This is a genomic window from Xanthomonas maliensis (assembly GCF_009192945.1).
GTDB classification, from domain to species: Bacteria; Pseudomonadota; Gammaproteobacteria; order Xanthomonadales; family Xanthomonadaceae; genus Xanthomonas; species Xanthomonas maliensis.
Genome location: NZ_NSET01000016.1, coordinates 35,576 through 58,666 on the forward strand (window position 1 = coordinate 35,576; position 23,091 = coordinate 58,666).

General features: G+C 68.1%; 16 protein-coding genes and 1 pseudogene. 9 read left to right on the forward strand and 8 right to left on the reverse strand.

Going from position 1 to position 23,091, the window contains the following annotated elements; translation table 11 throughout:
• Nucleotides 1-203: 203 nt before the first annotated feature.
• The gene (gene fabG, locus CKY51_RS04420; protein WP_022970781.1) at nt 204-935 is read left to right on the forward strand and encodes a 3-oxoacyl-ACP reductase FabG; all 732 of its coding nucleotides are present in this window, start codon (nt 204-206) and stop codon (nt 933-935) included.
• A gap of 18 nt (nt 936-953) precedes the next feature.
• Here fabG and CKY51_RS04425 read toward each other — a convergent pair whose 3' ends face one another.
• From CKY51_RS04425 to CKY51_RS04445, 5 genes are all read right to left on the reverse strand, one after another.
• Nucleotides 954-2,627 (reverse strand): tannase/feruloyl esterase family alpha/beta hydrolase, encoded by a 1,674-nt coding sequence (locus tag CKY51_RS04425; RefSeq protein WP_031338376.1) that lies wholly within the window; start codon nt 2,625-2,627, stop codon nt 954-956.
• Between the two features lie 379 nt (nt 2,628-3,006).
• Complete coding sequence (locus CKY51_RS04430) at nt 3,007-4,629, reverse strand: NAD(P)/FAD-dependent oxidoreductase (protein ID WP_022970779.1); 1,623 nt, start codon at nt 4,627-4,629, stop codon at nt 3,007-3,009.
• Nucleotides 4,626-5,447 (reverse strand): glycosyltransferase family 2 protein, encoded by an 822-nt coding sequence (locus CKY51_RS04435; protein ID WP_022970778.1) that lies wholly within the window; start codon nt 5,445-5,447, stop codon nt 4,626-4,628. The genes CKY51_RS04430 and CKY51_RS04435 overlap by 4 nt, the downstream gene beginning before the upstream one ends.
• Complete coding sequence (locus tag CKY51_RS04440) at nt 5,444-6,214, reverse strand: beta-ketoacyl synthase chain length factor (protein ID WP_152248936.1); 771 nt, start codon at nt 6,212-6,214, stop codon at nt 5,444-5,446. The genes CKY51_RS04435 and CKY51_RS04440 overlap by 4 nt, the downstream gene beginning before the upstream one ends.
• Entirely contained in the window at nt 6,214-7,410 is a 1,197-nt protein-coding gene (locus CKY51_RS04445) for a beta-ketoacyl-[acyl-carrier-protein] synthase family protein (RefSeq protein WP_152248937.1), read from the reverse strand. The genes CKY51_RS04440 and CKY51_RS04445 overlap by 1 nt, the downstream gene beginning before the upstream one ends.
• 217 nt (nt 7,411-7,627) lie before the next feature.
• Between CKY51_RS04445 and CKY51_RS04450 the strand changes: the two genes are divergently transcribed.
• The 5 genes and pseudogenes from CKY51_RS04450 to CKY51_RS04470 form a co-directional block, all read left to right on the forward strand.
• Nucleotides 7,628-7,888, forward strand: coding sequence for a YcgL domain-containing protein (locus CKY51_RS04450; protein WP_031338372.1), 261 nt, complete (start codon nt 7,628-7,630; stop codon nt 7,886-7,888).
• A complete protein-coding gene (locus CKY51_RS04455; RefSeq protein WP_152248938.1) occupies nt 7,881-11,204 on the forward strand; it encodes an ankyrin repeat domain-containing protein in 3,324 nt (1,107 codons plus the stop codon). The genes CKY51_RS04450 and CKY51_RS04455 overlap by 8 nt, the downstream gene beginning before the upstream one ends.
• 112 nt (nt 11,205-11,316) lie before the next feature.
• Entirely contained in the window at nt 11,317-11,604 is a 288-nt protein-coding gene (locus CKY51_RS04460) for a hypothetical protein (RefSeq protein WP_211904867.1), read from the forward strand.
• A 77-nt stretch (nt 11,605-11,681) separates the two neighbouring features.
• Nucleotides 11,682-12,350, forward strand: coding sequence for a S1 family peptidase (locus CKY51_RS04465; RefSeq protein ID WP_152248939.1), 669 nt, complete (start codon nt 11,682-11,684; stop codon nt 12,348-12,350).
• A gap of 6 nt (nt 12,351-12,356) precedes the next feature.
• Nucleotides 12,357-12,569: pseudogene (locus CKY51_RS04470) on the forward strand (hypothetical protein); the annotation flags it as partial.
• 101 nt (nt 12,570-12,670) lie between these two features.
• On the opposite strand, the gene CKY51_RS04475 reads toward CKY51_RS04470, so the two are convergent.
• The gene (locus CKY51_RS04475; RefSeq protein ID WP_022971881.1) at nt 12,671-14,551 is read right to left on the reverse strand and encodes a S8 family peptidase; all 1,881 of its coding nucleotides are present in this window, start codon (nt 14,549-14,551) and stop codon (nt 12,671-12,673) included.
• 61 nt (nt 14,552-14,612) lie between these two features.
• Nucleotides 14,613-16,955 (reverse strand): YadA-like family protein, encoded by a 2,343-nt coding sequence (locus CKY51_RS04480; RefSeq protein ID WP_022971880.1) that lies wholly within the window; start codon nt 16,953-16,955, stop codon nt 14,613-14,615.
• A 212-nt stretch (nt 16,956-17,167) separates the two neighbouring features.
• On the opposite strand from CKY51_RS04480, the gene CKY51_RS04485 reads away from it, so the two are divergent.
• Nucleotides 17,168-18,550, forward strand: coding sequence for a sensor histidine kinase (locus CKY51_RS04485; RefSeq protein ID WP_022971879.1), 1,383 nt, complete (start codon nt 17,168-17,170; stop codon nt 18,548-18,550).
• Here CKY51_RS04485 and CKY51_RS04490 read toward each other — a convergent pair.
• Nucleotides 18,547-19,257, reverse strand: a complete 711-nt coding sequence (locus tag CKY51_RS04490) for a response regulator transcription factor (protein WP_031339402.1) — start codon at nt 19,255-19,257, stop codon at nt 18,547-18,549. The two genes, CKY51_RS04485 and CKY51_RS04490, sit on opposite strands and share 4 nt — an antisense overlap.
• A gap of 126 nt (nt 19,258-19,383) precedes the next feature.
• Here CKY51_RS04490 and CKY51_RS04495 point away from each other — a divergent pair, with 126 nt between their 5' ends.
• Nucleotides 19,384-21,192, forward strand: coding sequence for a glycoside hydrolase family 15 protein (locus CKY51_RS04495; RefSeq protein ID WP_022971877.1), 1,809 nt, complete (start codon nt 19,384-19,386; stop codon nt 21,190-21,192).
• A complete protein-coding gene (gene zwf, locus CKY51_RS04500; protein ID WP_170292291.1) occupies nt 21,189-22,928 on the forward strand; it encodes a glucose-6-phosphate dehydrogenase in 1,740 nt (579 codons plus the stop codon). The genes CKY51_RS04495 and zwf overlap by 4 nt, the downstream gene beginning before the upstream one ends.
• The last annotated feature ends 163 nt before the right edge of the window (nt 22,929-23,091 follow it).

Here is a 23,091-nt window from a genome sequence, read left to right on the forward strand (position 1 = left end):
GCTGCCTGCGGCCTCGTTGCCATCAGCGGGTTCGCATCACCACGCGGTGTGCGCGATGCGCAGACAGCCGGTCGATGGTGCCGCCGCTGTAGCGATGCCCGATTGCGCCAGGCCTATCGGGACGAACGTACGATCCGGCTGTCTGTCGGCGGACCGCTTGCTCTACGATAGCGCTCCCTCTCTGCTCACGACGGTCCGTGGCTATGAACTCAGTTGCACGACGCGCCCTGGTCACTGGCGGCAGTGGCGACCTCGGCGGTGCGATCTGCCGTCAGTTGGCCGCGCAGGGCCATCATGTCATCGTCCATGCCAACCGCAATCGCGCGCGCGCCGATGAGGTGGTCGCGGCGATCGCCGCCAGTGGCGGCAGCGCCGAGTCGGTGACATTCGATGTGACCGATGGCCAGGACAGCGGTGCGGCGCTGGCGCACCTGCTGGAAGCAGGTCCCATCCATATCGTGGTGAACAACGCCGGCATCCATGACGACGCGCCGATGGCGGGCATGAGCGCCGAGCAGTGGCATCGCGTCATCGATGTGTCGCTGCACGGCTTCTTCAATGTCACCCAGCCACTGTTGCTGCCGATGGCGCGCGCGCGCTGGGGACGCATCGTCAGCGTGTCGTCGGTGGCGGCCGTGCTGGGCAATCGTGGCCAGACCAATTACACCGCTGCCAAGGCCGCGCTGCACGGCGCCAGCAAATCCCTGGCGCGCGAGATGGCCAGCCGCGGCATCGCGGTCAACGTCGTCGCGCCCGGCGTGATCGACGGCGAAATGGTCGGCGAGAGTTTTCCGCCCGAGGCGATCAAGCAACTGGTACCAGCCGGGCGTACCGGCAAGCCGGAGGAGGTCGCCGCGCTGGTGGCGTTTCTGTGCTCGGACGCTGCCGGTTACATCAACGGCCAGGTCATCGGCGTCAACGGCGGCATGGGCTGAGCACCACGCCGCCCATGCTCAGCGGCAACTGAAGCTGGCAGCGCTGTCGACATTGCCGCCGACATAGCGCGCCACCTGCGGATACGGACATAACGGCCGCGTCCGTCCCTTGCCCCATTGGCTGGGCACCTCGCCGTTGTCGCTGCGCGCAGCGGCGGTGATCGCTGCCGGTGCCTGGCCTTGTTCCACCCACGCGATCAACGGCGTCAATGCGTCGAATTGATCGGTTGCCGGCCCACCGGCGCAATGACTCATGCCTGGCACCGGGAACAGCCGGGCGAAATCGCTGGCCTTGCCATCGTTGGCGATCGTCAGCTGCGTATACCAGGCCGCGGTATCGTCGAAGGAAAAGATCGCATCGCCGGTGCCGTGGTAGATCAGCAGCTTGCCGCCGCGTGCTTTCAGCGCCGAGAGATCGGTCTCGTGCGGCGGTGTCATGTAGTCCCACGCGGAGGTGGTGTAGACACCGGAGGTGGCAAAGATCTTCGCCGCGTCGCGGGCGAAATTGAAGCCAAGCGCATAGCCGGCCAGATCCTGCTCGGCGCTGCGATCGGCGGGCGGGGTCATGAACTCGAACGCCACCGATGCCGGTACCAGGGTCAGCGATGCCGACTGCCGCCAGTTGGCCCAATCGCCGCTGGCCACACCCGGGTCGTAGGGAAAACTGGCGTACACCGCCCCGCCGGCACCGTCACGCGCGCCGGCATAGATGGCACCGATGGCTTGTTTTTGCGCTGCGGTCAGGCAGCTGCCGGTGCGGCCGGCGCTGCCGCAGGTCGGCACGTCGCGGCCCAGATCGAAACGGCTCTGGCAGGTCGCCACGTCCTGCACCATGCTGTCCTTCACCCCATCCAGGGCATCGCAGCGCGCGAGGATGGCATCGCCGACCAGACGGCGTTCGGCGGCCGTCAGGCCGCTGGCGACATCGTGGCCGTCGGTGAGCGCGGCCAATTGCTGCGCCGTCGCCATTGCGGCCAGTGCAGCCTTGGGAAGATGAAAGCCGGGGTCGCCGGCCAGGATGCCGTCATAGTCGGCGGCATCGCGCGCGGCGGCCACCATCGCGTGGCGGCCGCCATTGGAACAGCCGCCGAAGTAGCTGGTATCGGGTCCCTTGCCGTAGGCGATGGCGATGACCTGCTTGGCCATCGGCGTCAGCGCCTGCACCGCGCGATAGCCGTAGTCCAGGCGCGCCTGGGGATCCAGGCCGAACAAGGGATTCTGATCGCCGTCGTGGCCGGCGTCGGAACTGATCACCGCAAACCCCATGCCCAGTGCGCTGTTCTGCTCGCCGCCGCCCCCGATGCCGCCGGTCGCGGTGACCACGCTGCCGTCCAGGCCGCCATTGGCCTGGTAGAAGAAGCGCCCATTCCAGGCCTTGGGCAGGCGCATCTCGAAGTTGATCGCATAGGTCTGCTGGTCCACCGCACTGGTGCGCTGGTGCATCTTGCCGACGATCTGGCAGTGCTCGCCGATCGCGCGTGCGCCGCTGTGCAAACTGCCGGCGGCGACGGTGGTGACCGCGCTGAAGGTGGTATCGGCATAGGCAAGCTTGGCCGCCAGCGCGTCGCAGCTCTGCGGCATTTTCGCCGGGACTGCCGCGCCCTTGCCGGACGTGGCTTGCGCCGGCAGGTAGAGCGGTACGGCCAGGCACGCCAGCGCGGCTGGCAACACCAACAGGTAGGCCTTCTTCACGTGATCCTCCAATCCGACGGTGGGCCGGAAGCGATTGCAGCGCACGCCCGTGCGCAACACCCTGCGGGCGCGCCAGGCGAGGGAAGGGCGACGGTGATCGGCGCCCATTGCGCTGAGGAGGGGGCTATCGCACGTGGAGTGCGACAGGCAGCGCGTGATGGAGTGTCACGCCAGGCCGGGCTGCATACAGTGATGGCCGACTGAAAGCTGCGAAGCGATGACTTGGCGAGCGAAGTGCTCGCCGGTGGCGGCAGGCGCGAACCGTTGGGCTTGGAGGCAGGCGATGGCGGGACGTGTCAGAGCTCAGCGCAACTACCGGGGTGGCCCCGAACCACAGTCTCGACGAGCGCGGCGCTTGCGGCACCGCGCCGTGGGTGACTCAGGCCGCGTCTGCATACCATGGTGCGGTGAGCACCGGGTCGCCGACGGCGTTGGCGGTCAGTGCGTCCAGTCCATGGTCGGCCAGATGCGGATGGCGTTGTCGCGCCTTGTGCAGGATCTCCCGCGCCAATACCGCCATGCGGGCGATATTGCTGTGCAGGCGGGCGGCAAAGGCTTCGTCGTCGAGGGTGTCTTGCAAGGCGCCGTTGAGGGCGTTGAACCAGTCGATCAAGTACTGGTCGAGCAGGCGGCCGTCGGCTGGCGGCATGGCCTGGGCGCGATTGCGCTCGCCCCAGTCGCGCAGCACCTGTTGCATCGCCTGGTTCATGTCGCGGGCGAACAGGAAATCGGTCTTGGCACGGGCCAGCAGGCCGAGATCGGCGATCCGCCCGCTGCAGAACAATGGCGCCAGCAGCGACCAGTAGTAGGTGTAGTCCCAGATCACCTTGATCGGCATCACCTGCGCATCGCCGAACAGCGGGTATTGATCCTGGTACAGGCTCAAGGTGTTCTCGTAAAACGAGAAATACAGTTGCTGGTACAGCTCGACGTAGGGGCTGAGCGATTTGCCGGCACGGTCGCGGCCGATCAATTCGCAGATATAGGTGTTGGAGATGGCGATGAAGTCGCTGCCAGGCGAATAGAACGGGTCCAGGAATACCCCCGCTTCGCCGGTCAGTGCCCAGCGCTGCGGCGAGAACACCTGCTTGCATCCATAGGAAAAGTTGCGCAGGAACAGGAAGTCCTGCAGCCGATGCTCGGCCGAGTCGAGCGTGGCGGCGACCTGCGGCTGGTGCTTGCGCAACCAGGTCATCGCCTTGTCGTGGGTGTTCATGCGCTCCAGCGGGTGCATCGCCGCATCGCAGACGATGCCCAGCGAATGCGCGCCCGAGGACAGCGGGATCAACCAGAACCAGTAGCCCGGTCCGCACATGTGATTGGTCGAGCGCCACCGATCCGGCGGCGTGCAGCGCTGTAGCCAGCCGCTGTCCTGCGACCAGCCATTGGGATCGATCAGGCCTTCCACGCGCCACCACACCGCATTGGCATCGTGGGCGTTGTCTTGCGCCAGGCCCAGCTTGCGCTTGAGCAGGCCGGCGCGGCCGCTGGCATCCACCACCCAGCGGGTGCGCAGCGTGCTCGGTTCGCCAGCGCGTTCGTAACGCACGGCATGGTCGGCCTCATCGTCGGCCAGGTCCACGCCCTTGACGCTGCAGCCATCGAGGAAGGCGATCCCCTGCGCGCGGGCGCGCTCGCCGAGGAAGTTTTCGAAGCGGCCACGGTCGATCTGCCACGACGGCGTAGGCAGGATCTGGCTGACGCCGACCTCGGTGCAACGATCGATATCGTGGCGCTGGTCGGAGAAAAAGAAGCGGAAGCCGAACTTGCGAATCTGCTCGGCTTCCAGGTGCTCGCGCAGACCCAGCACCTCGGCGAAGTAATGCGCACCGATCTCGACGGTGGACTCGCCGACCTTGAAGGCCGCCTCGCGCACCGGATGCGCACGCCGCTCCAGCACGGTGATCGCCAGCGCAGGGTCGCGTTGCTTCAGCTGTAGCGCCAGGCTCAGGCCGGCCAGGCCACCACCGGTGATCACGACATCTGCGCGCTGCACATTCATGTGGATGGGTCGCTCCGTGGGGTCTTCGGCACAGTAGCAAATTCGCCATCCGGATCGTCAACGATCACCGGGTTGGCACGCACGCGGCGGTATTCGCGCCAGACATCGCCGTAGGCCCAGACCTGCTTGACCACGTGCGAGGTGATATTCCACAGGTCGCGCACCAGGCGGAAGTGACTCTTGCGGAAGGTGCCCGGTGCGGTGCCCGCATAACGGGTTTCGATCGGCACGGCCACCACCCGCGCGCCGGCCTGGCGTGCGGCCGAGATCAGCAGCTGTGCTTCGAACACGAAGCCTTCGCCGGGCACGTCGGGCAAGGTATAGACCGCCGCCGGATACAACCGTTGTCCGCTCTGGCTGTCGACCAGCCGGAAGCCGCATGCCCAGGCGATACCCCAGTCGCCAAAGTCGTTGCCGATGCGGCGGATGGTGGGTTGGGTGGCGCGCTTGCGCATGCGGGCACCGACGATCACGCAACCGGGGTGGCGATTGGCAGCCGCCAGCAGGCGCGGGAAGTCCGAGGCCTTGTGCTGGCCGTCGCCATCCATCGTCATCACCGCACGTGCGCCCAGTCGCTGGGCTTCGGCAAAACCGCTGCGCAGCGCCGCGCCCTTGCCGCGGCGCTGCGGGTGACGAATCAGCCGCACCGGCAGGTCGGCGATGCAGTCGGCAGTGCCGTCGTCGGAACCGTCGTCGATCACGATCACGTGCGGGCAGTGGGCCAATGCATCGGTCACCACTTCACGGATGCGCAGCACTTCATTCAATGCCGGCACCAGGATGGCGGTGTTGTCGGCGGTCAGCGGTTGCCGGCTCATGCGCGCAGCTCCACCTGCAGCACCCGCGCCGGTCCGGCGTACAGCGTGGCCTGGCGGCCGCCAACGGCCAGCGCATCGAACAGCGGCAGCATCGGCGCCATCGCGTTGCTGGCGAAATGCTGCTGCAGCGGTCCGGCGGCGGCAGGCGCGCCATCGGCCAGCTGCAGCTGCAGCTGCGGCCGTCCGGCCTGGTCGGGGCGGCTCAACACCAGCGCGGCGCCGAGCAGCCCCTGGCTGGGTGCGACCCGACCCAATGGTCCGACCGAGCGGGCATCGTAGGCGACCAGCAGCACCGCCTCGGCACCGGCGTCCAGTTGCATCACCGCTTCCAGCAACCCTTGCGCGAAGCTGGCAGGCCCGGCGCTGAGCGCAGTGGCCGGCGTCATCGCCGCTGCGCCGATGGTCCAATAGCCGGCCGCGGCGTTGTGCACCGAGTTGTGGAACTTGGTCGGCGAGATCGCCAGTGGATCGCTGGCCAGGGTGGTGCACATGTAATCGGTAATGGCCAGGTCGCCGTGGGTGGAGGTGAACACCGACGGCAGGCTGGCCGGGTCGCGGCCGGCGTCCTGGCAGGCGGCCAACGCCGCCTCCAGCGCCACCGCCACCGTATCGGGCGCACGCCGGCGTTCATTGGCGGCCAGCAGCTGCGGCGCCGGACGCGCCGGGGTCTCCTGCAGCGCGGCGCCATCGGCGACCGCGCGCGCGGCCTGCCAGTTGGGAACGCCCGGCGCCCAGAAGCCGATGCCGTCGAGAGTGGCGGCCAGCATCAGCGCGCCTGCCCGAACAGCAGCGAGCAGTTGTTGCCGCCGAAGCCAAAGGAATTGTTCATTGCGTAGCGAATCCGGGAATGGGCATTGTCGAAACGGATCTGCGGGCCGCAGGCCGGGTCGGGTTGGCTGCTGTTGAGCGTGCCGGGCAGCAGGCCGTCGCGTAGCGCCAGCAGTGCGATCACCGATTCCACGATGCCGGCCGCGCCCAGCGTGTGTCCGGTCCAGGCCTTGGTCGAGCTGGCATGCAGCGTGGCCGGAAACAGCGCCGCCACCGCCGCCGCCTCGATACTGTCGTTGGCCGGGGTCGCGGTGCCGTGCAGATTGAGGTAACCGACCTCGGCAGCGTCCACGCCGGCGCGGGCCAGCGCGCCGCGCATCGCCAGTTGCGCGCCCAGGCCTTGCGGATGCGGCGCAGACATGTGGTGGGCATCGCTGGACTCGCCATAGCCGAACAGCCACGCCGCTGCCTTCGGTGCATCGGCGGTGCGCTCCAGCACGGCGAAGCCGCCGGCCTCGCCCAGGCTCAGGCCGACGCGGCGGGCGTCGAACGGCTGGCAGGGGCCGGGTGCCACCACCTGCAAGGCGTTGAAGCCGAACAGCACGCTGCCGCACAAGGTATCCACGCCGCCGACCAGCGCGGCGTCGACCACACCGGCGGCAATCAGTCGCGCGGCCTGGGCGAACACCTTGGCGCTGGAGGAACAGGCGGTGGCCACGGTGATGCATGGCCCGCGCAGGCCGGTCGCATGCTGGACGAAGTCGCCCGGCGAATGCGGGGTGTGCACGATCGCGCGTTGCAGATCGTCAGGAAAGCGCGCGCCTTCGGCGTCTTCGACCAAACGCGTATACGCCTCCTCACTGGCGCCGACACTGGAGGTGGATGTGCCGATCACCACCGCCACGCGCTCGGCGCCGTGGCGGCTGGCCAGCGCGTGCACGGCATCGGCCAGGCCATCCTGCTGCAAGGCCAACCAGGCCAGCCGGTTGTTGCGGGAGTCCCACGGTTGCAGATGATCGGGCAGCACCACCGCTTCCACACCCTCCACCCGGCCGATCCAACAGTCCAGCGGTTGCGGTCCGAAATCGTTGCGGCGCAAGCCGCTGCGGCGGGCCTCCAGCGCGCTGGCTTGCGCGGCCAGGCCGTGGCCGAGGGCGGTGGTGGAGGTGTAGGCAGTGATGGCGATCGGGGCCATCGGGGACGGATGCGGCGCTGAGCTCACGAGGGTCTGGCTGGTGAAAAGTCACCGCAGTATATCGACGGGCGCCGTCGCTCCGGTCGTCGGCGCAGCTGAACATGACGGTCATGTCGCTGACGCGACAGGACTTTTGCACCGCAGCCGCGCTTCCGCGCGCGGCGCAATTGGGCCACAATCCAGCGACATACCGCTCTTCGAGCGCGACCACGCGCGCATGCACGCCTACGTCTACAAAAGCCAACGCAAACAGGACAGCTTCGTCTACCTCGCCACGCGTGATGATTTTTCCGTGCTTCCCGCCGCCGTGCAGACGCAGCTGGCGCCGTTGGCGTTCGTGCTCGAGGTGGCGTTGACGCCGGAGCGGCGGCTGGCGCAGGCCGACGTGGAGCAGGTGCGCACCCAACTGCGTGCGCAGGGTTTCTACCTGCAGTTGCCCAAGACGGTCGTGGTACCGGGCGAGTGCGACCATGACTGAGGCGGCGCGTGGCGCACGCCAGCGCGTCGTGGCCATGGCCGCGGCCGCCGGTCTGGTGTTGAGCTTGCTGGGCGGCGGTGTCGGCGGTGTGGTCGCCGCACTGGCGCTGTGGTTGGCACAGCCGGCCTTCGCGCTGGCGGTGTCGTGGGCACGCGGCACCCGGCCGGTGCCGGCTACGCCGCGCGCCTTGATGCAGGCGCTGCCGCCGTTGCTGACCATCTGGGGCGTGGGCCTGCTGGCGTTGGCCGCGCTGATCAGCTGGCCGCTGACCGCCTTGCGCGACAGCGGCAGCCTGGCCGCTGCGCTGGCGGTGAGCGTGGCGTTGAGCGCGGCGCTGCTGGGCCTGTGGCGCACCTGGCCGCTGTGGGGCGAGCTGGAGCGCGAGGGCGCAACGCTGTCGCACAGCTGGCATGCGCTGGCCAGCCAGGAGCTACACGCCTGGCGCGGCCTGCTGGCCGCAGCACTGGTGCTGGTGGTCTGCCTGCTGGGGGTTGCGCTGGCCTGGCCGGCGGGCCTGTCGCCTGCGGCACGCTGGGGGGTGGCGGCAGCCACGGCCTGCCTGTCGCCGCTGGCCCACCTGCTGCTGCAGCGCATGGCCGTGCCGGCGCGCAGCGAGGCACCGATGCCGCGCCAGGCGGCCGATTTCTTTTCCGAAGCCGCCGCCGAGCCCGGCCCGCTGGAGCCGGTGGCCCAGCATCGGCTGGTGCCTGAGTTGTATGAAGCTGCACGCGGCGGCCGTGTCGACCGTGCCCTGCAGCTGCTGGAAGCCGGCGCCGACCCGCACGCGCTGCCGGCGCCGGACTGGCGCGATCAGCGCAGTCTGCCGGCGCTGGCGGCGGTGCTGCCGGACCTGCGGCTGCTACGCGAATTGATCGTGCGCCGGGTCGACGTCAATCAGCCGCATCGCGGCATGACGCCCTTGCTGGCGGCCACCCGCGACAGCTGGCATGGCCGCCCCGACGCGGTGATGACCTTGTTGGCCAATGGTGCCGACCCGCGTGCCAGCGACAACGAGGGCAATACCCCCTTGCACCATGCCGTGCGCAGTTCCGATCCGGGCGTGGCAGCGCTGCTGCGCGATGCCGCTGCCGAACTGGACGCCCTCAATCACGAGGGCCACTCGCCGCTGGCGATCGCCTGCCAGGTCGGCAACTGGCGCATGGCGAAATTCCTGCTGGAACGCGGTGCGCAGTCCGAACCGGCCGGCGGTGCGCCGGTGCTGCTGGCCGCGGCCGGGACCGAAGAGGACGACCCGGCCGGTGTGCAGCTGCTGCTCAAGCACAAGGCCCGCGTGGATGCACGCGACCGTCAGCGCCGTAGCGCGCTGCATGAGGCGGCGCTGGCCGGGCATGGCGATATCGTCGAGGCGCTGCTGGCGGCGGGCGCCAACCTGGAGGCGCGCGATCTGCTCGGTCGTACGCCCTGGCTGGATGCTGCCCGCCAGGCCCGCAGCGCGGTGCTGGAGCGCCTGGTCGCGCGCAAGGTCGATGTGCAGGCGGTCGATGGCGAAGGCCGCGATGCGGTGATGCTGGCCTGCGCGGCAGAAGGTGTGTCGCCGGCACTGATCCGCCGCCTGTTGGAACTGGAGGTACCGGCAGATCGCGTCGATGCGCAGGGGCGCCGCGCGGTGGACGTGGCTGCCGAGGCAGGACGTTGGGCCGTGGTGCAGTTGCTCGATCCGGCCTACCCGTTGCCGGTGGCGGTCAGCGATGCGCACGGCGATGGCGCCGGCCCGACCATCCTGCCGGACCGTCCACCGCTGGTACTGCTGCGCGAAGGCCTGCAACTGGGTCAGCGCGATGGCCTGCTCGCGCTGGCGCGACTCTGCGCGGCGGAGGAATTGGGCGGCCTGCTGCACGATGCGCACCTGGCGCTCAATCCGGAAGCGGTGGATTGGTTGCTGCGTCACGGCGCCGATGCCGAAGTGCGCGATGCCTGCGGCGACGTGCCGATGTTCGCGCTGCTCTCGCGCGGCGTCGAAGCGATCCCGTCGTTGCAGGTGTTGCTGCGTCACGGCGTCTCGCCCGCCGGTGCCGGCGGCCTGAGCCGTTTGCTCAGTGCCTGCGTGCAGCACGACGCCGCCTCGCGCGCGCTGGAGCAGGTCGCGCTGGAATTGCTCGAGCGCGGCGCCGATCCGTTCACGCCCTCGCCGGCCGGCGATCCGCCGCTGGCGCTGGCGGTGCGGCTGGGCTGGCTGCGTCTGCAGCAATGGTTGCTGGAGCATGGCGTGGATCGCGAGGCGCGCGACAGCCATGGCATGACGGCCCTGCACCTGGCCACTGCGCTCGGCCGCGAGGCCGCGCTCAAACTGCTGGTGCGGCAAGGCGCCTCGCCGGAAGCGCGCGCCGCCGATGGGCAGACCCCGCTGGGCGTGGCGTTGTCGATCGGGCGCCGCGACCTGGCCGACTGGCTGGACTGGCGCATCTGGCCGCTGCCGCGGCGCAGCTTGCGCGATGCCGATTTGCCGGCGGCGGCGGTCAGTGGCGACAGCGATGCGGTGCGCCGCCTGATCGACCTGGGGCTGCCGGTCGACGCCACCGATGCGCAGGGCTGCACCGCGCTGCTGCGCGCCGCCGGTGGCGGCCACCTGGCCGTGGTGACCCAGCTGCTCGCGCGCGGCGCCGATCCGCAGCATGCCGCCACCAGCGGCGCCACCCCGCTGTCGGCCGCAGTGAGCATGCGCCAGACCGAGATCGCCGCCGCCCTGCTGCAGGCCGGCGCGCAGATCGAGCATCGCCTGCCGGGGGGCGTCACCGTGCTGATGCTGGCCTGTGCGCTCGGCCTGCCGGACATCGTCGCGCGTCTGTTGACGGCCGGCGCCGATGTCCACGCCACCGATGCGCAAGGCCTGGCACCGCTGCACTGCGCGGCCTTGTACGGCTTCGGTGCCCGCGACAAGAACCGCTTGCTGGCCTTGCTGGATACCTTGTTGCTGGCCGGTGCCGATCCGAATCACCTGGCCGGTGGCCGGGTCAGTCCGCTGCTGTTGCTGTTGGGCGCGCGTGCCGAGCCGGGCACGGCCTGCGACGAGCAGGTGGTGCTGGCTGGCAGCGAGCGTCTGCTGGACGAGGACGTCTCGCTGGACGTGGCCGATCAGCGCGGTTTCGGCCCCTTGCATCTGGCCGCCCTGCACGGCCTGCCGTTGCTGGTCCAGCGCTTGTTGCGCGCCGGTGCCGATGGCGAACGGCGCGATGCCCTCAACCGCACCCCGCGCGAGATCGCCATCATGCGCGGCTTCATCGATGTGGCTGGCCAGTTCGAGCCGGCGCTGCCGGGAGTGTCGTCGATGGCACGCTTCCTGCGCGAGGGCCGTTGAGCCGGCGTCTGGCAGGCCCACTGCAGGTGGTGTTCGTCTGCAGCCGCAATCGCTTGCGCAGCCCGACGGCCGAACGCGTGTTGCACGTTCATCAGACAAATGGGGAGCCGCCGTGAAAAGCCTCGCATTAGCCAGTATCGTCGCACTAACTGTAAGCGCTTGCGCCTCGGATTCTGGCGTTGTCCAAACCGGCAAGGACACTTACATCATCACCAAACAAGCCGCCACAGGATTCTCTGGACTTGGCAACCTGAAATCGGATGCAATGAGAGAGGCATACGCTCAATGCAGCAAGAACGGAAAATCAGTTCAAGTTGTCGACTCCCAAGAGACAAAGCCTCCCTACCTGCTCGGCAACTATCCTCGCGTTGACATCACTTTCCGTTGTGTGGCCGATTAGCTCGCCGCAGAACGTCTAGCAATTCATTCAAGCCGACGCCACTTCGTGACGCGGCTTAACTTAGGCGTTAGCCGCTTATGGTTCCTTCCAACATCTTGTTCCGTACCTTCTTCATAAAAGCCGAGCAGTACGGTACGGCATTCACGTTGGAAATTGGCGGAGAGGAATTCTTAGTGACTGCTCGGCACCTGCTCGATCAGTCCAAATCAGATACACAAATTCGAATCTTCCACAGCGAGCGTTGGCACACGCTACCGGCCAAAGTGGTGGGGCATGGAAAGGGCGAGGTAGACATCTCCGTGCTCAAGCTACAACAGCGACTTAGCCATGCCGAGTTAGCCGTAACTCCCACTATCGCAGGATTAGTCCTTGGGCAGGACGTGCACTTCCTCGGCTTTCCCTACAAATTGTGGAGCAATGTGGGAGATCTTTTGGGCGGCATGCCTTGTGCGTACGCCAAGAAGGGGACAGTTTCTGCCTACCAACTTCATGATCCGCAGGTCCTGCACATAGATGCAATCAACAACGAGGGCTTCTCTGGTGGTCCGCTGTTCTTTTACTCTCACCAGAATTGCAAGGAGCTGCGAGTAGCAGGGGTGGTTTCAAAGTTCCGCATTGAGTACGAGCAAGTTCTGGATGCTAGAGGGGAGCCAACTGCCATGACTGTCCCGTACAACACTGGATTCCTGGTCGCATATGGAGCTAAGCACATTCTTGCCATCATTGAGGCTGGAACGTCCGGCTAGCAATTTATTCAAGCCGAGCCCGCTTCGCGTGTCGGCTTAATTCACGTGTTTGCCGACTGGCCGGGCGTGCAGACGCAATCGGCCGGGCTGGCGGCCGATGCCGAGGTCGCGCTCAGTGCAGAACTGCTGCAGGCCGCCGACCTGGTGGTCGTGATGGAGCGACGCCACCTGCAGCGCCCGCGTAGCCGGTTTGCTGCTCACCTGCGTGCCTCACGCTTGGCGCCCTTGCGCCAATGAGGACGGCGGCATGCAACGTTGCGCAGTGCGGTACCACGCCATGGCAGGTGTGGGGAGCGCGCTCCCCACACCTGCAGGCCGCCTTACTGCCGCGCCACCAGCGTCAGACCGGTGTAGCTCCCGCTCAGGCGCAGGTAGTAGGTGCCGGCGCTGGCCGGAGTGATGCGAATCGTCTGGGTGGTGCCAGTGCGAACGGAACGGGCGTCGTAGCTGCTGCTGGTGGGCAGCTGGCCTGCCGATGCATACAGCGCCACGCTGCCGTTGCCACCGAAGGTCATGAAGCTGAGCACCGTGCCTGCTGCCGCCTGGAAGCTGTACAAGGCATCGCCGCCCTGGCTGCCGAGGCCGCGCAGCTCGACCTTGTTGGTCAGCGTCTTGGTCGGCGGCACGCAACTGCTGTCCGACGGCTGGCACGGCGGCGTGGTGGCCATCTGCAGCAACATGTCCACATCCAGGATGCCGGCGCCGATCGGCGTGTTGGTGGGGATCGCCACCGGGAACGGACGCGCGCTGGCGCGCAGCAGATCGCGCATGCCGATCCAGGTGAACGGAGTGGTGACCACGCTCTGCACCATCGCCACCGCCGCGGCCACGTGCGGGGAGGCCATCGAGGTGCCGGCCATGCCGCCGATCTGCCAATCGCTGGTCGGGCTCTGCGTGCCGCCGTTGATCACCTGGAAGATGTAGCCGTTCGGATTGCCGTCGATGTCGCCGCCACCGCCGGGCGCGGCGATGTCCACCCGCGTGCCGTAGTTGGAGTAGCTGGCGCGGCCGCCATTGATGCGCGAAGCGCCGACGCTGATGACGCCGCGGCACGACGACATGGTGTAGGTACCGGCGTCGGCATTGGAGTTGCCGGCGGCCACCACGATGATGCTGCCCTTGGCGTTGATCTGGTCGATCGCGTCCTGGTAGAGCTGCGGGCAACTATCGGGGCCGCCGCTGCCCAGACTCATGTTGATCACTTCGGCGGGGTTGGGATTGGTTGGCACCCCGTCCACCGGCAGCCCCGCTGCCCACAGCATGCCATCGGCGATGTCGCTGCCGAAGCCACCGCAGGAGCCGAGCACGCGCACCGGCACGATCTTGGCATCGAAGGCCAGGCCGGCGGTGGCCAAGGCATTGTTGGTCACCTGGGCGATGGTGCCGGAGACATGGCTGCCGTGCCACGAGCTCGGTTCCGGCGCGTTGCCGGAGCCGGTCAGCGCGTTGCAGTAGTCGGCCTCCATCCAGTCGCCCAGGTCGTAGCCGCCGGGCACGCGGCCATCGCTGGCGCGACGCGAGACGCGGTGGTCGGTGATCATGTCGTAGCCCGGCAGCACGTTGGCGGCCAGGTCGGGATTGTCCTGGACCACGCCGGTATCGATCACCGCCACCACCACGCCGGCGCCGGTGGAGCGCGTCCAGCCCTGCTCGGCGTTGACCCCGCCGACCGGGTCGTGGAAGTTCCACTGCAAGCGGGCATAGGCCGGGTCATTTGGCGTGGTGGTGGCCGCGCTGAGCGTGGCCGTCGGCAGGCGCACGCTGGCCTCGTCCAGACGCTGGTACAGGCGGTCTGGCTGGACCGACACCACCGAGGGATCGGCCTGGAGTTCGGCGATGAAGGCCGCGCGCTCGCTGTCGCTGAGGTGGCGCGAGGTCTGCACCACGTGCCAGCCCGGCACCGCCATGTCGCGCAGCACCGTCGCGCTGATCGCGCCACGCGCCGGAAGGCCTGCGCTGGCCGGCTTGGCGCGCTGCATGCCGCTGCGCGCCACCGCACTGTTCACGCTGTTGGCCAACAGGCTGCGCGCCTGGGAACTGCTGTTGCGGGTCTTGACGATGAAGCGCTGGCCCTGGCCGGCAGCCGATGGCGGCACTGCCTCGTGTACGTCGCCCACACCGATGGCAGGCGGGGCCGCCTGCGCGCCAGCGGCGCACAGGACAGCGGCGAGAGCAGCGGCAAGCGTATTGGAAGAGATCATCTGCGGATCCTGGAAACGAGGTGAGAGGAAAAAAAAGCGGCGCGCGTGGCGCCCCGCAACGTCACAGGTCCACGCCGACGCCGATGCCGGCCGAGGACTCGCCACTGCTGAAGGCACCGCCCAGACTGAACGAGGCGCGCGCGCCGAGCTTGCGGGCGTAGCCGATCGACAGTGCCTGCTGGTCGCCCTGGAAGCCGGCGCCGAGCGATACTCGCCCGCGTGGGCTTTGCGTGCCGGCGGCGTTGACCGCCATGTTGAGCATCGCCGCGCTCATCGCGCCGAGCCGATCCATGCGCCGGTCCATGTTGTTCAAACGGCGCTCGGTGTCGCTGCGCAGCTGAGTGAAGCTGTCGTCCAGCGCACTGATGCGGGTGTTGGTATAGGCATTGGCGCTGCTCAGGGTGGCGCTATCGCCGGCACGCAGTTGCGCCACGTTGGCCGCATCGGTCGCGGCACTGCCGGCGGCGACGTTGGCGATCTGGCGTTCGTTGCCGGTGCTGCCTACCGACACGGTATTGGCGCGGTCGGCCACCGAGCCCTGGCCGAGCGCGACCGCATTGGCGGCGCTGGCCGAGGCGCCCTGGCCAAGTGCTGTGGCGGAGGCAGCCGAGGCGTTGGCGCTCTCGCCGATCGCCACCGCATTGGTCGCCACCGCGGCGATGCGCGCATTGGCGCCGACCGCGGTGCTGCCGTCGGCCTTGACCGTGGCGTTACCGCCGATGGCGGTGTCGTTGGGGCCGTAGGCCAGCGATTGCGCGCCCAACGCCAGGCCGTTCTCGCCGTTGGCGGTGGCGCCGGAGCCGACGGCCACCGCATTGGTGCCGGCACCGGTACTGGGCGCGGTGGCGGCACTTCCGCTACCACCGACGCTGATGCCGCCCGCGCCACCAAGGCTGTCCAGACGATTGCCGAACCCGGTCAGCGCGGTATCGAGCGCGCCCATCGCTGCGCCCAGGTCGCCGTAATGCGCGCCTTGCACCAGATAGTTGCCGCCGATCAGTTGGCCGTTCGCATCGACCACGCTGCCGGCGCCGAACGCGGTAGCCACGCCGCGCAGCTGCGCCAGGTTGACTGCATCGGTGTCCAGCGTACCGGCCGCCAGGTTGGTGAGCTGACGCTCGGCGCCCGCCGCGCCGATGGACACGGTGTTGTCGCGTTCGGCGACCGCACCGGCGCCCAGCGCCACGCTGTTGTTGGTGATGGTTTGCTGATTGTTGACGAACTGCGAGTTGCCCACCCGCGCGCCTGGGCCGATCGCCACCGAGTGGTCGCCGAAGACATCGGCACCAGTGCCCATGGCGATGCTGTCGTAGAACAGCACCGGGGTGTCGAGAAAGAAATTGCCGTTCCATACCATTCCCCCGCCCAGGGCCAGGCTGCGGGTACCGCCGGCCCAGGAGCCGTTGCCGAGCGCGGTTGAGCCGACGCCGAGGGCGAGCGCAGCCGGGCCGACCGCCGTGCCGTCGTCGCTCTGCGCAAACGCGCTGGGGCCCATGGCCACGCTGTGGGTGCCCCAGGCGCGTGCGCCATTGCCGAAGGCAGTGGCCCATTCGGCGGTGGCCTGGCTCTGCGCGCCCACCGCCACGGCCGCGTATTGGTTGGCCACTGCGGTGGTGCCCACTGCGACAGTACGGTTCGCACTGGCGTCGGCCAGCGCGCCCACCGCGGTCGAGCTGTAGGCGGTGGCCAGCGCGCCGCCGCCCACCGCCGTGGACAGCGGGCCGGTGGCCTGGGTGGCCTGCAACTGCACGCCTTCCATGCCGAAGCCGGGATTCATTTCCTCGCCCACATCGACGATGCCACCGATGGCCACGCTGGAGCGGTCGCTGGCGATCGCTCCAGCGCCGGCGGCCACGTTGTATTTGCCGCTGGCCTGCGCGCCGGCGCCGAGCGCCGTCGCTGCGACGCCGGACGCCGAGGTCTGCTGCAGGATCACCACGCCGTTGGGCTGGTAGGAGAAGTCGAGGTCGAGCACACCGCCGACGGCAGTGGTCGAGATCTCGGTGGCCAGACTGTTATGGCCCACCGCCAGCGCATGGTTGGCATAGCCGACCGCACCGGCGCCGAGTGCGATGGCGCCCGTGCCGACCGCCGAGGCGGCTTCGCCGGCGGCCAGCGCTTCCTCGCCATCGGCATAGGCGCCGGCATCGCTGCTGTCGCTGCCGCTGGCCTGGAAGTATCGGCTGGTATCGCTGCTGGTCGCGGACGTGCCGGCATCGCTGGCAGTGCTGGCGACTGCGGGCGCGGATGCAGGCGGCGCAGGTGTCTGCGCCATCGCCGTCGTTGCCACGCACAGTGTGCAGGCCAGGGTCAGCGCGTTGACGACATGCGGCAAGCGGGCGGTGGCAGCAGCGCGGAGAGCGGGATGACGGCCGGTGCGGTGCAGGGGAATGCGTGCGTTCATGGCGATCTCGGGGTTGGGGAAACGACAGGACGAGCGCGGCCGCCGGTGGCGCGCAGCGCCTCCGTCTCGGTCAGGGGGGATCAGGGAATCGCGCCGTCGTCCCCGGTCGCGTTCCGTCATGTGAACTTAGGCGCGCCGTCATCGGCTTGTCACCTGCAAGTTCTCACACGATCATCATCGAATTCTCACTGAACGGAGCTGGGCGGGACGGCATGGCGAATGCGTTCTGGAATTGGCTGGGCCGGGCGCCGTTGGCGGACGAGGTGGATCGACGCAATGCGCGTGTCATCCAGCTGCTGTTGCTGTTCCTGGCGGTGACCATTCCGGCCACGATCGTGCTCGCCTTGGTGTTGGCCTGGCCGCAATTGCGCGGCCATCCGGTGCCGCCGGGGATGATCATCTCGTTGGCCATGAGCTTGCTGATCGGCGCCTGCGCGGCCATTGGCTTCGTGCGCGTGCGCAAAGGCGCGCTGCGCGGTGGCGTGCAGCTGCTGCTCGCGGCGATGCTCGGATCGTTGCTGGTCAATGCCGCGATCCATGGCTTCCAGAAGCAGTTGCCGGACCAACTGGCACAGATGCTGGTGCTGATCCTGGCCGGGCTGGTGCTGGGGCGGCGGGCGCTCTGGATCAGCTTCGTCGCCCTGCTGGCGATGCTCGGCGTCGGTGTCGGTCACGACGCCTTGAGCGCGTCTGCCCACACGCCGGGGCAGGCATTCTTCAACGTGCTGCCGGTGTTGTTCAGCTATTTGCTGGTGGCGTTGTTGCTGGATCGCACCACCGAAGCGCTGCGTGAGAGCCTGCGCGAGTCCAATGCGCGCGGCCAGCGCCTGCAGCGGGAAATGCAGGAGCGCGAGCGCGCACAGACGCAACTGATTCATGCGCAGAAGCGCGAGATCACCGAGCGCATGGCCAGCGGCCTGGCGCATGACTTCAACAACATTCTGGCGGTGATGTCCGGCTTTGCGGCCACGCGCCACGATGACGAACTTGGCCATGCCGCGCAGCGCATCGCGCAGTTGGAAGACAGTCTGGCGGCGGTGGAGGAATCGGCCGAGCGTGGCATGGCCATCGTGCGTCGGCTGCTGCGCTTCAGCCGACGCGATGCCGAACACGTCGAATGTTTCGACGCGGCGGTCGCGGTGGAAGCGCTGCAGCCGATGCTGCGGCAGTTGCTGGAGGCGCGCATCGTGTTGCGCTGCGTGCTGCCGGCGACGCCAGCACCGATCCGTTTCGAGCGCAGCCAGTTCGAACTGATGCTGCTGAACCTGGCGTCCAATAGCCGCGATGCGATCGCCGACCGCGGCCAGTTCGAGATCGTCGTGTCCGCCGACGGAAGCGGCACTGTCATCGAGGTCGCCGATGACGGCGATGGCATGCCGGCCGAGGTGGCCGCGCAGGTGTTCGAGCCGTTTTACAGCACCAAGCCCGCCGATCGCGGCACTGGCCTGGGTCTGGCGGTGGTGCGCGACCTGGTCGTGCGCGCCGGCGGCCAGATCCAGGTGCGCAGTGCCGTCGGCGCAGGGACCCGCTTCCGGATCGTGCTGCCGCACGCCGACACGGCGACGGGCGGACGCACTGCGGCGGACACGCCCTAGGCGGATGGATCGAAGATGTAGCCCTGGCCATGGACGGAGGTCAGCGGCAACGGCGTTCCGCAGCGGCGCTGCACCTTGCTGCGCAGACGATGCACCATCGAATCCAGCCGGTGCGCGTCGAAATCGTAGACGCGATCGGTGAGGGCCGCGATCAGCATCTCCCGCGCCACCAACAGCCCCGGCTGTTCGAGCAGCCGCAGGCACAGCCGGCGCTCGCTGCCTGTCAGCGCCGCGGCAGCGCCAGACGGCGACAGCAGGCACCACCCGTCCTCGCTCATCTGCCAGCGTCCGCGTGGCGGTCCCATCGGCGCGCGACCGCTGACGCGGCGCGCCAGGCTGTGCAGGGTGGCGGCGAGCAGATCGATTTCCACCGGTTTGGACAGATAGGCATCGGCACCACCGGTCAAGCCGCGGATGCGGTCCTCGGTCTGCCCAAGACTGGTCAGCATGACGATCCCCAGCTGCGCGCACTGCCGGCGCAGCGTGCCGGCGAGGGTGAAACCGTCGGTATCGGGCAAGCCCACATCCAGCACCACGATGTCGGCCCTGTCGCGCTGCAGTCGCTGCAGCAGTTCTGCGCCGGTGCCGCAGCCGTCGACAGCGAAACCGAAGCGGCGTAAGCCGGGTACCAGGATGCGGTCGCGCAGCAGCGCATCGTCCTCCAGGACCAGGATGCGCAGGGCAGGGGCAGCGGGATCGGAAGTCATGCGCAGCGGCAGTGTAGCCGCAGCCGGGCGCTTGCGCGCGCCTGAATGGCAGCCCGCCATGACGCGCTTACGCTGCGCAGACATCGCCGCTGGCACACTGGCGGTTCCTCCGTCACGGCGCCCACGATGGCCTCGCGAATCGAAGACTACGCCATGCTCGGCAATTGCCGCAGTGCGGCTCTGGTGGACCGGAGTGGATCGATCGACTGGCTGTGCCTGCCGCGTTTCGATTCCGATGCGGTGTTCGCTTCCCTGCTTGGCACTGCCGAACATGGGCGCTGGGCGCTGGCGCCGGCAACACCGTTCCGCAGTGAGCGCGCCTACGAAGACGACAGCCTGGTGTTGCGCACGCGGCTGATCACCGAGACCGGCGCCGTCGAACTGATCGACTTCATGGTCGCCAGTACCGATGACACCGACGACGAAGTGCACCAGCACCTGGTGCGCATCGTGCAATGCGTCAAAGGCAGTGTGCCGATGCACATGCGGCTGACCTTCCGTTTCAACTACGGGCGTACCGTGCCATGGGTCACCAGCATCGACGGCGGCATCCGCGCCATTGCCGGCCCCGACCAATTGGCTCTGCGCTCGCCGCAGGCGCTGCATGGCGAGGACCTGGGGACCGAGGCCGACTTTACGCTGCAGGAAGGTGAGCGCACCTGGTTTCTGCTCAGCCATGGCGTTTCGCATCAGCCAGTACCGCCGGCCATCGATCCGGAACAGGCGCTGCAACGCACCACCGCGTTCTGGCACGGCTGGGCGCGCCGCTGCACCGATGTCGGCCCATGGACGCAGCAGGTACGGCGCTCGCTGGTGGTGCTCAAGGGGCTGAGTTATCTGCCCACTGGCGGCATCGTCGCCGCACCCACCGCCTCGCTGCCGGAGTGGCTGGGCGGTACCCGCAATTGGGACTACCGCTATTGCTGGCTGCGCGATTCGGTCTTCACCTTGATCGCCTTGCTGCAAGCCGGCTATCACGACGAGGCAGCGGCCTTCCGCGACTGGGTGCAGCGTGCGGTCGCCGGCTCGCCCGATCAATTGCAGGCACTGTATGGCATTGCCGGCGAGCGCCGCCTGCAGGAGTGGGAAGCCGACTGGCTGCCGGGCTATGAAAACTCGCGCCCGGTGCGCATCGGCAATGGCGCGGTGGACCAGTTCCAGCTGGACGTCTATGGCGAGCTGATCGGTGCCTTCCACTACGCGCGCGAGAAGGGCGTGGCGCCGCCTTCTGGCGACGACGGCACCTCGGCATCGCTGCTCGAGCATTTCCTGGAGATGCTCGAAACCCTGTGGCAACAGCCCGACGAAGGCATCTGGGAAGTGCGCGATCAGCGTCGCCACTTTGTGCATTCCAAGGTGATGGCCTGGCTGGCGTTCGACTGCGGCAGCCGCGACGGCATCACCCATGCCGATGCCGACAAGCGTGCACACTGGGGCCGGGTGGCCGAGCAGATCCGCAGCGAAGTGTTGGCGCAGGGCGTGCATCCAGACGGTCATTTCGTGCAGAGCTATGGCTCCGATCGGCTGGACGCGTCGTTGTTGTTGATCCCCATCGTCGGCTTCCTGCCGCCGGAGGATCCGCGGATCGCCGCCACCGCCGATGCGATCGCCCGCGAGCTCACTGTCGACGGGCTGGTGGAACGCTATCGCGCCGATGATGCGGCCGACGGCCTGCCGGCTGGCGAAGGCACCTTCCTGGCCTGCAGTTTCTGGCTGGTGGAGAACTACGCGCTGCTCGGGCGTACCGATGAGGCGCGCAGCCTGCTCGAACGCCTGCTTGGCCTATGCAACGACGTCGGCCTGCTGGCCGAAGAATACGACCCGCGCGGCAAGCGCATGCTCGGCAACTTCCCGCAAGGGTATTCCCATGTGGCCCTGGTCAATGCGGCATTGCGCCTGCATGGACGCATGGGCGAGAAGGAGACGCATCCATGAGTGAGCAAGTGACCACGCCGCCGTGCATCATCGTGGTGTTCGGCGCGCGCGGCGACCTGACCCGCCGGTTGGTGATGCCGGCGCTGTACAACCTGCGCCGCTCCGGCGCGCTGGGCGAGCAGTTCGCCATCGTCGGCGTGGATCACGGCGACATCAGCGAGCGCGCCTGGCGTACCTCGCTGGGCCGCTCGATGACCGAGTTGCTGCGTAGCCGCGATGCCGAGTTCCAGACCGATGGTTTCGACGAGGCCACCTGGGACTGGCTGCGCGAGCGCATGCATTACCTGCGCGGCGACTTCACCGATCTGAAGGCGTACCAGCAGTTGGGCGGCTTGCTGGAGCGCCTGCATGGGCGGTACGGCACCCAGGGCAATGTGCTGTTCTACCTGGCGACTGCTGCGCGCTTCTTCGAGCCGGCGCTGCTCAATCTGGGGGCAGCCGGACTGGTCAAACAGCGCGAAGGCGAGGGTTGGCGGCGAGTGATCGTCGAAAAGCCATTCGGCCACGACTTGCCGAGCGCACGTCACCTCAATGCCACCGTGGCGCGCGTGTTGCAGGAAGATCAGGTGTTCCGCATCGATCATTTCCTTGGCAAGGAAACCGTGCAGAACATTCTGGCGTTCCGCTTCGCCAATGGCTTGTTCGAGCCGGTGTGGAACCGCGATCGCATCGACCACGTGCAGATCACCGCCGCCGAGACCATCGGCGTGGAAGGGCGTGGACGTTTCTATGATCCCACCGGTTGCCTGCGCGATATGGTGCCCAATCACCTGTTCCAGCTGCTGGCGATGATCGCGATGGAGCCGCCGGCGGCGTTCACCACCGAAGCCATGCATCGCCGCCGCGCCGAGGTGATCGAAGCGGTACGTCCGCTCACCCCCGAGGACGTGGTCCGTGGTCAGTACGCGTCCGGCGCTGTCAATCGCAGCGCAGTGCCGGGCTATCGGGAAGAGGACACGGTCCCGGAAGACTCCGATACCGAAACCTACGTGGCCATGAAGCTGCAGGTCGATACCTGGCGCTGGGCAGGCGTGCCGTTCTATCTACGCACCGGCAAGCGCTTGCGCGAGCGCACCACCGAGATCGCGATCCGCTTCAAGCCGGCGCCGTTGGCGCCGTTCCGCAGTACCGAAGTCGGCGGCTACGGGCCGGACTGGCTGGTGCTGCATATCCAGCCGGACGAGGGCATCTCGCTGCAGTTCGACGTCAAGCGACCCGGCGCGCAGGTCGCGTTGGCGCCGGTGCGGATGGACTTCCGCTACCGCGACTGGTTCCCGAAGGAATACACGGTGGGCTACGAACGCCTGCTGCAGGACTGCATGAATGGTGAAGCCGGGCTGTTTCAGGATGCGGCGATGGTGGAAGCGGCCTGGCGCATCGTGCAGCCGATCCTGGATGCGTGGAAGCAGCCGCCCAGCGATTTCCCCAACTATGCCGCCGGCAGCGCAGGTCCCTCCGCTGCCGACGCGCTGTTGGCGATGAATGGCGGTCATGCCTGGCGCGCATTGACGCCTGGCCGCAAGCCGCCGCCGCGGCGCGCGCCCGACACCCGCACCGGTGCCACGTCGACCGCGACCAAGGCAGCCGGTGCGAGTGCGAAGACAGCGACCCAAAAGCGTGCGGCGAAGAAGACCGCAAGCGCGAAGAAGGCGACTGCGAAGAAGACCGCTGCAGTACGCACCGCCGCTGCTGGCAAGCGGGTGCGCAAGTCGGCCGCGCGTCAGCCACGCAGCTGACGCATCGGCAGCGAAGCGTTTGCCCGCGGCAAGGAGCGTCGCGGCCCGATCGTGCAACCGCATGCGATTGCGTCGTCACTGCCTGTCGCACGCTGCGTCGGTCGCGGTCAGCAGCGCGGCCGGCGGTCGTGGCAGCGAGCCCGCTGCTGCATTGATGTATCCG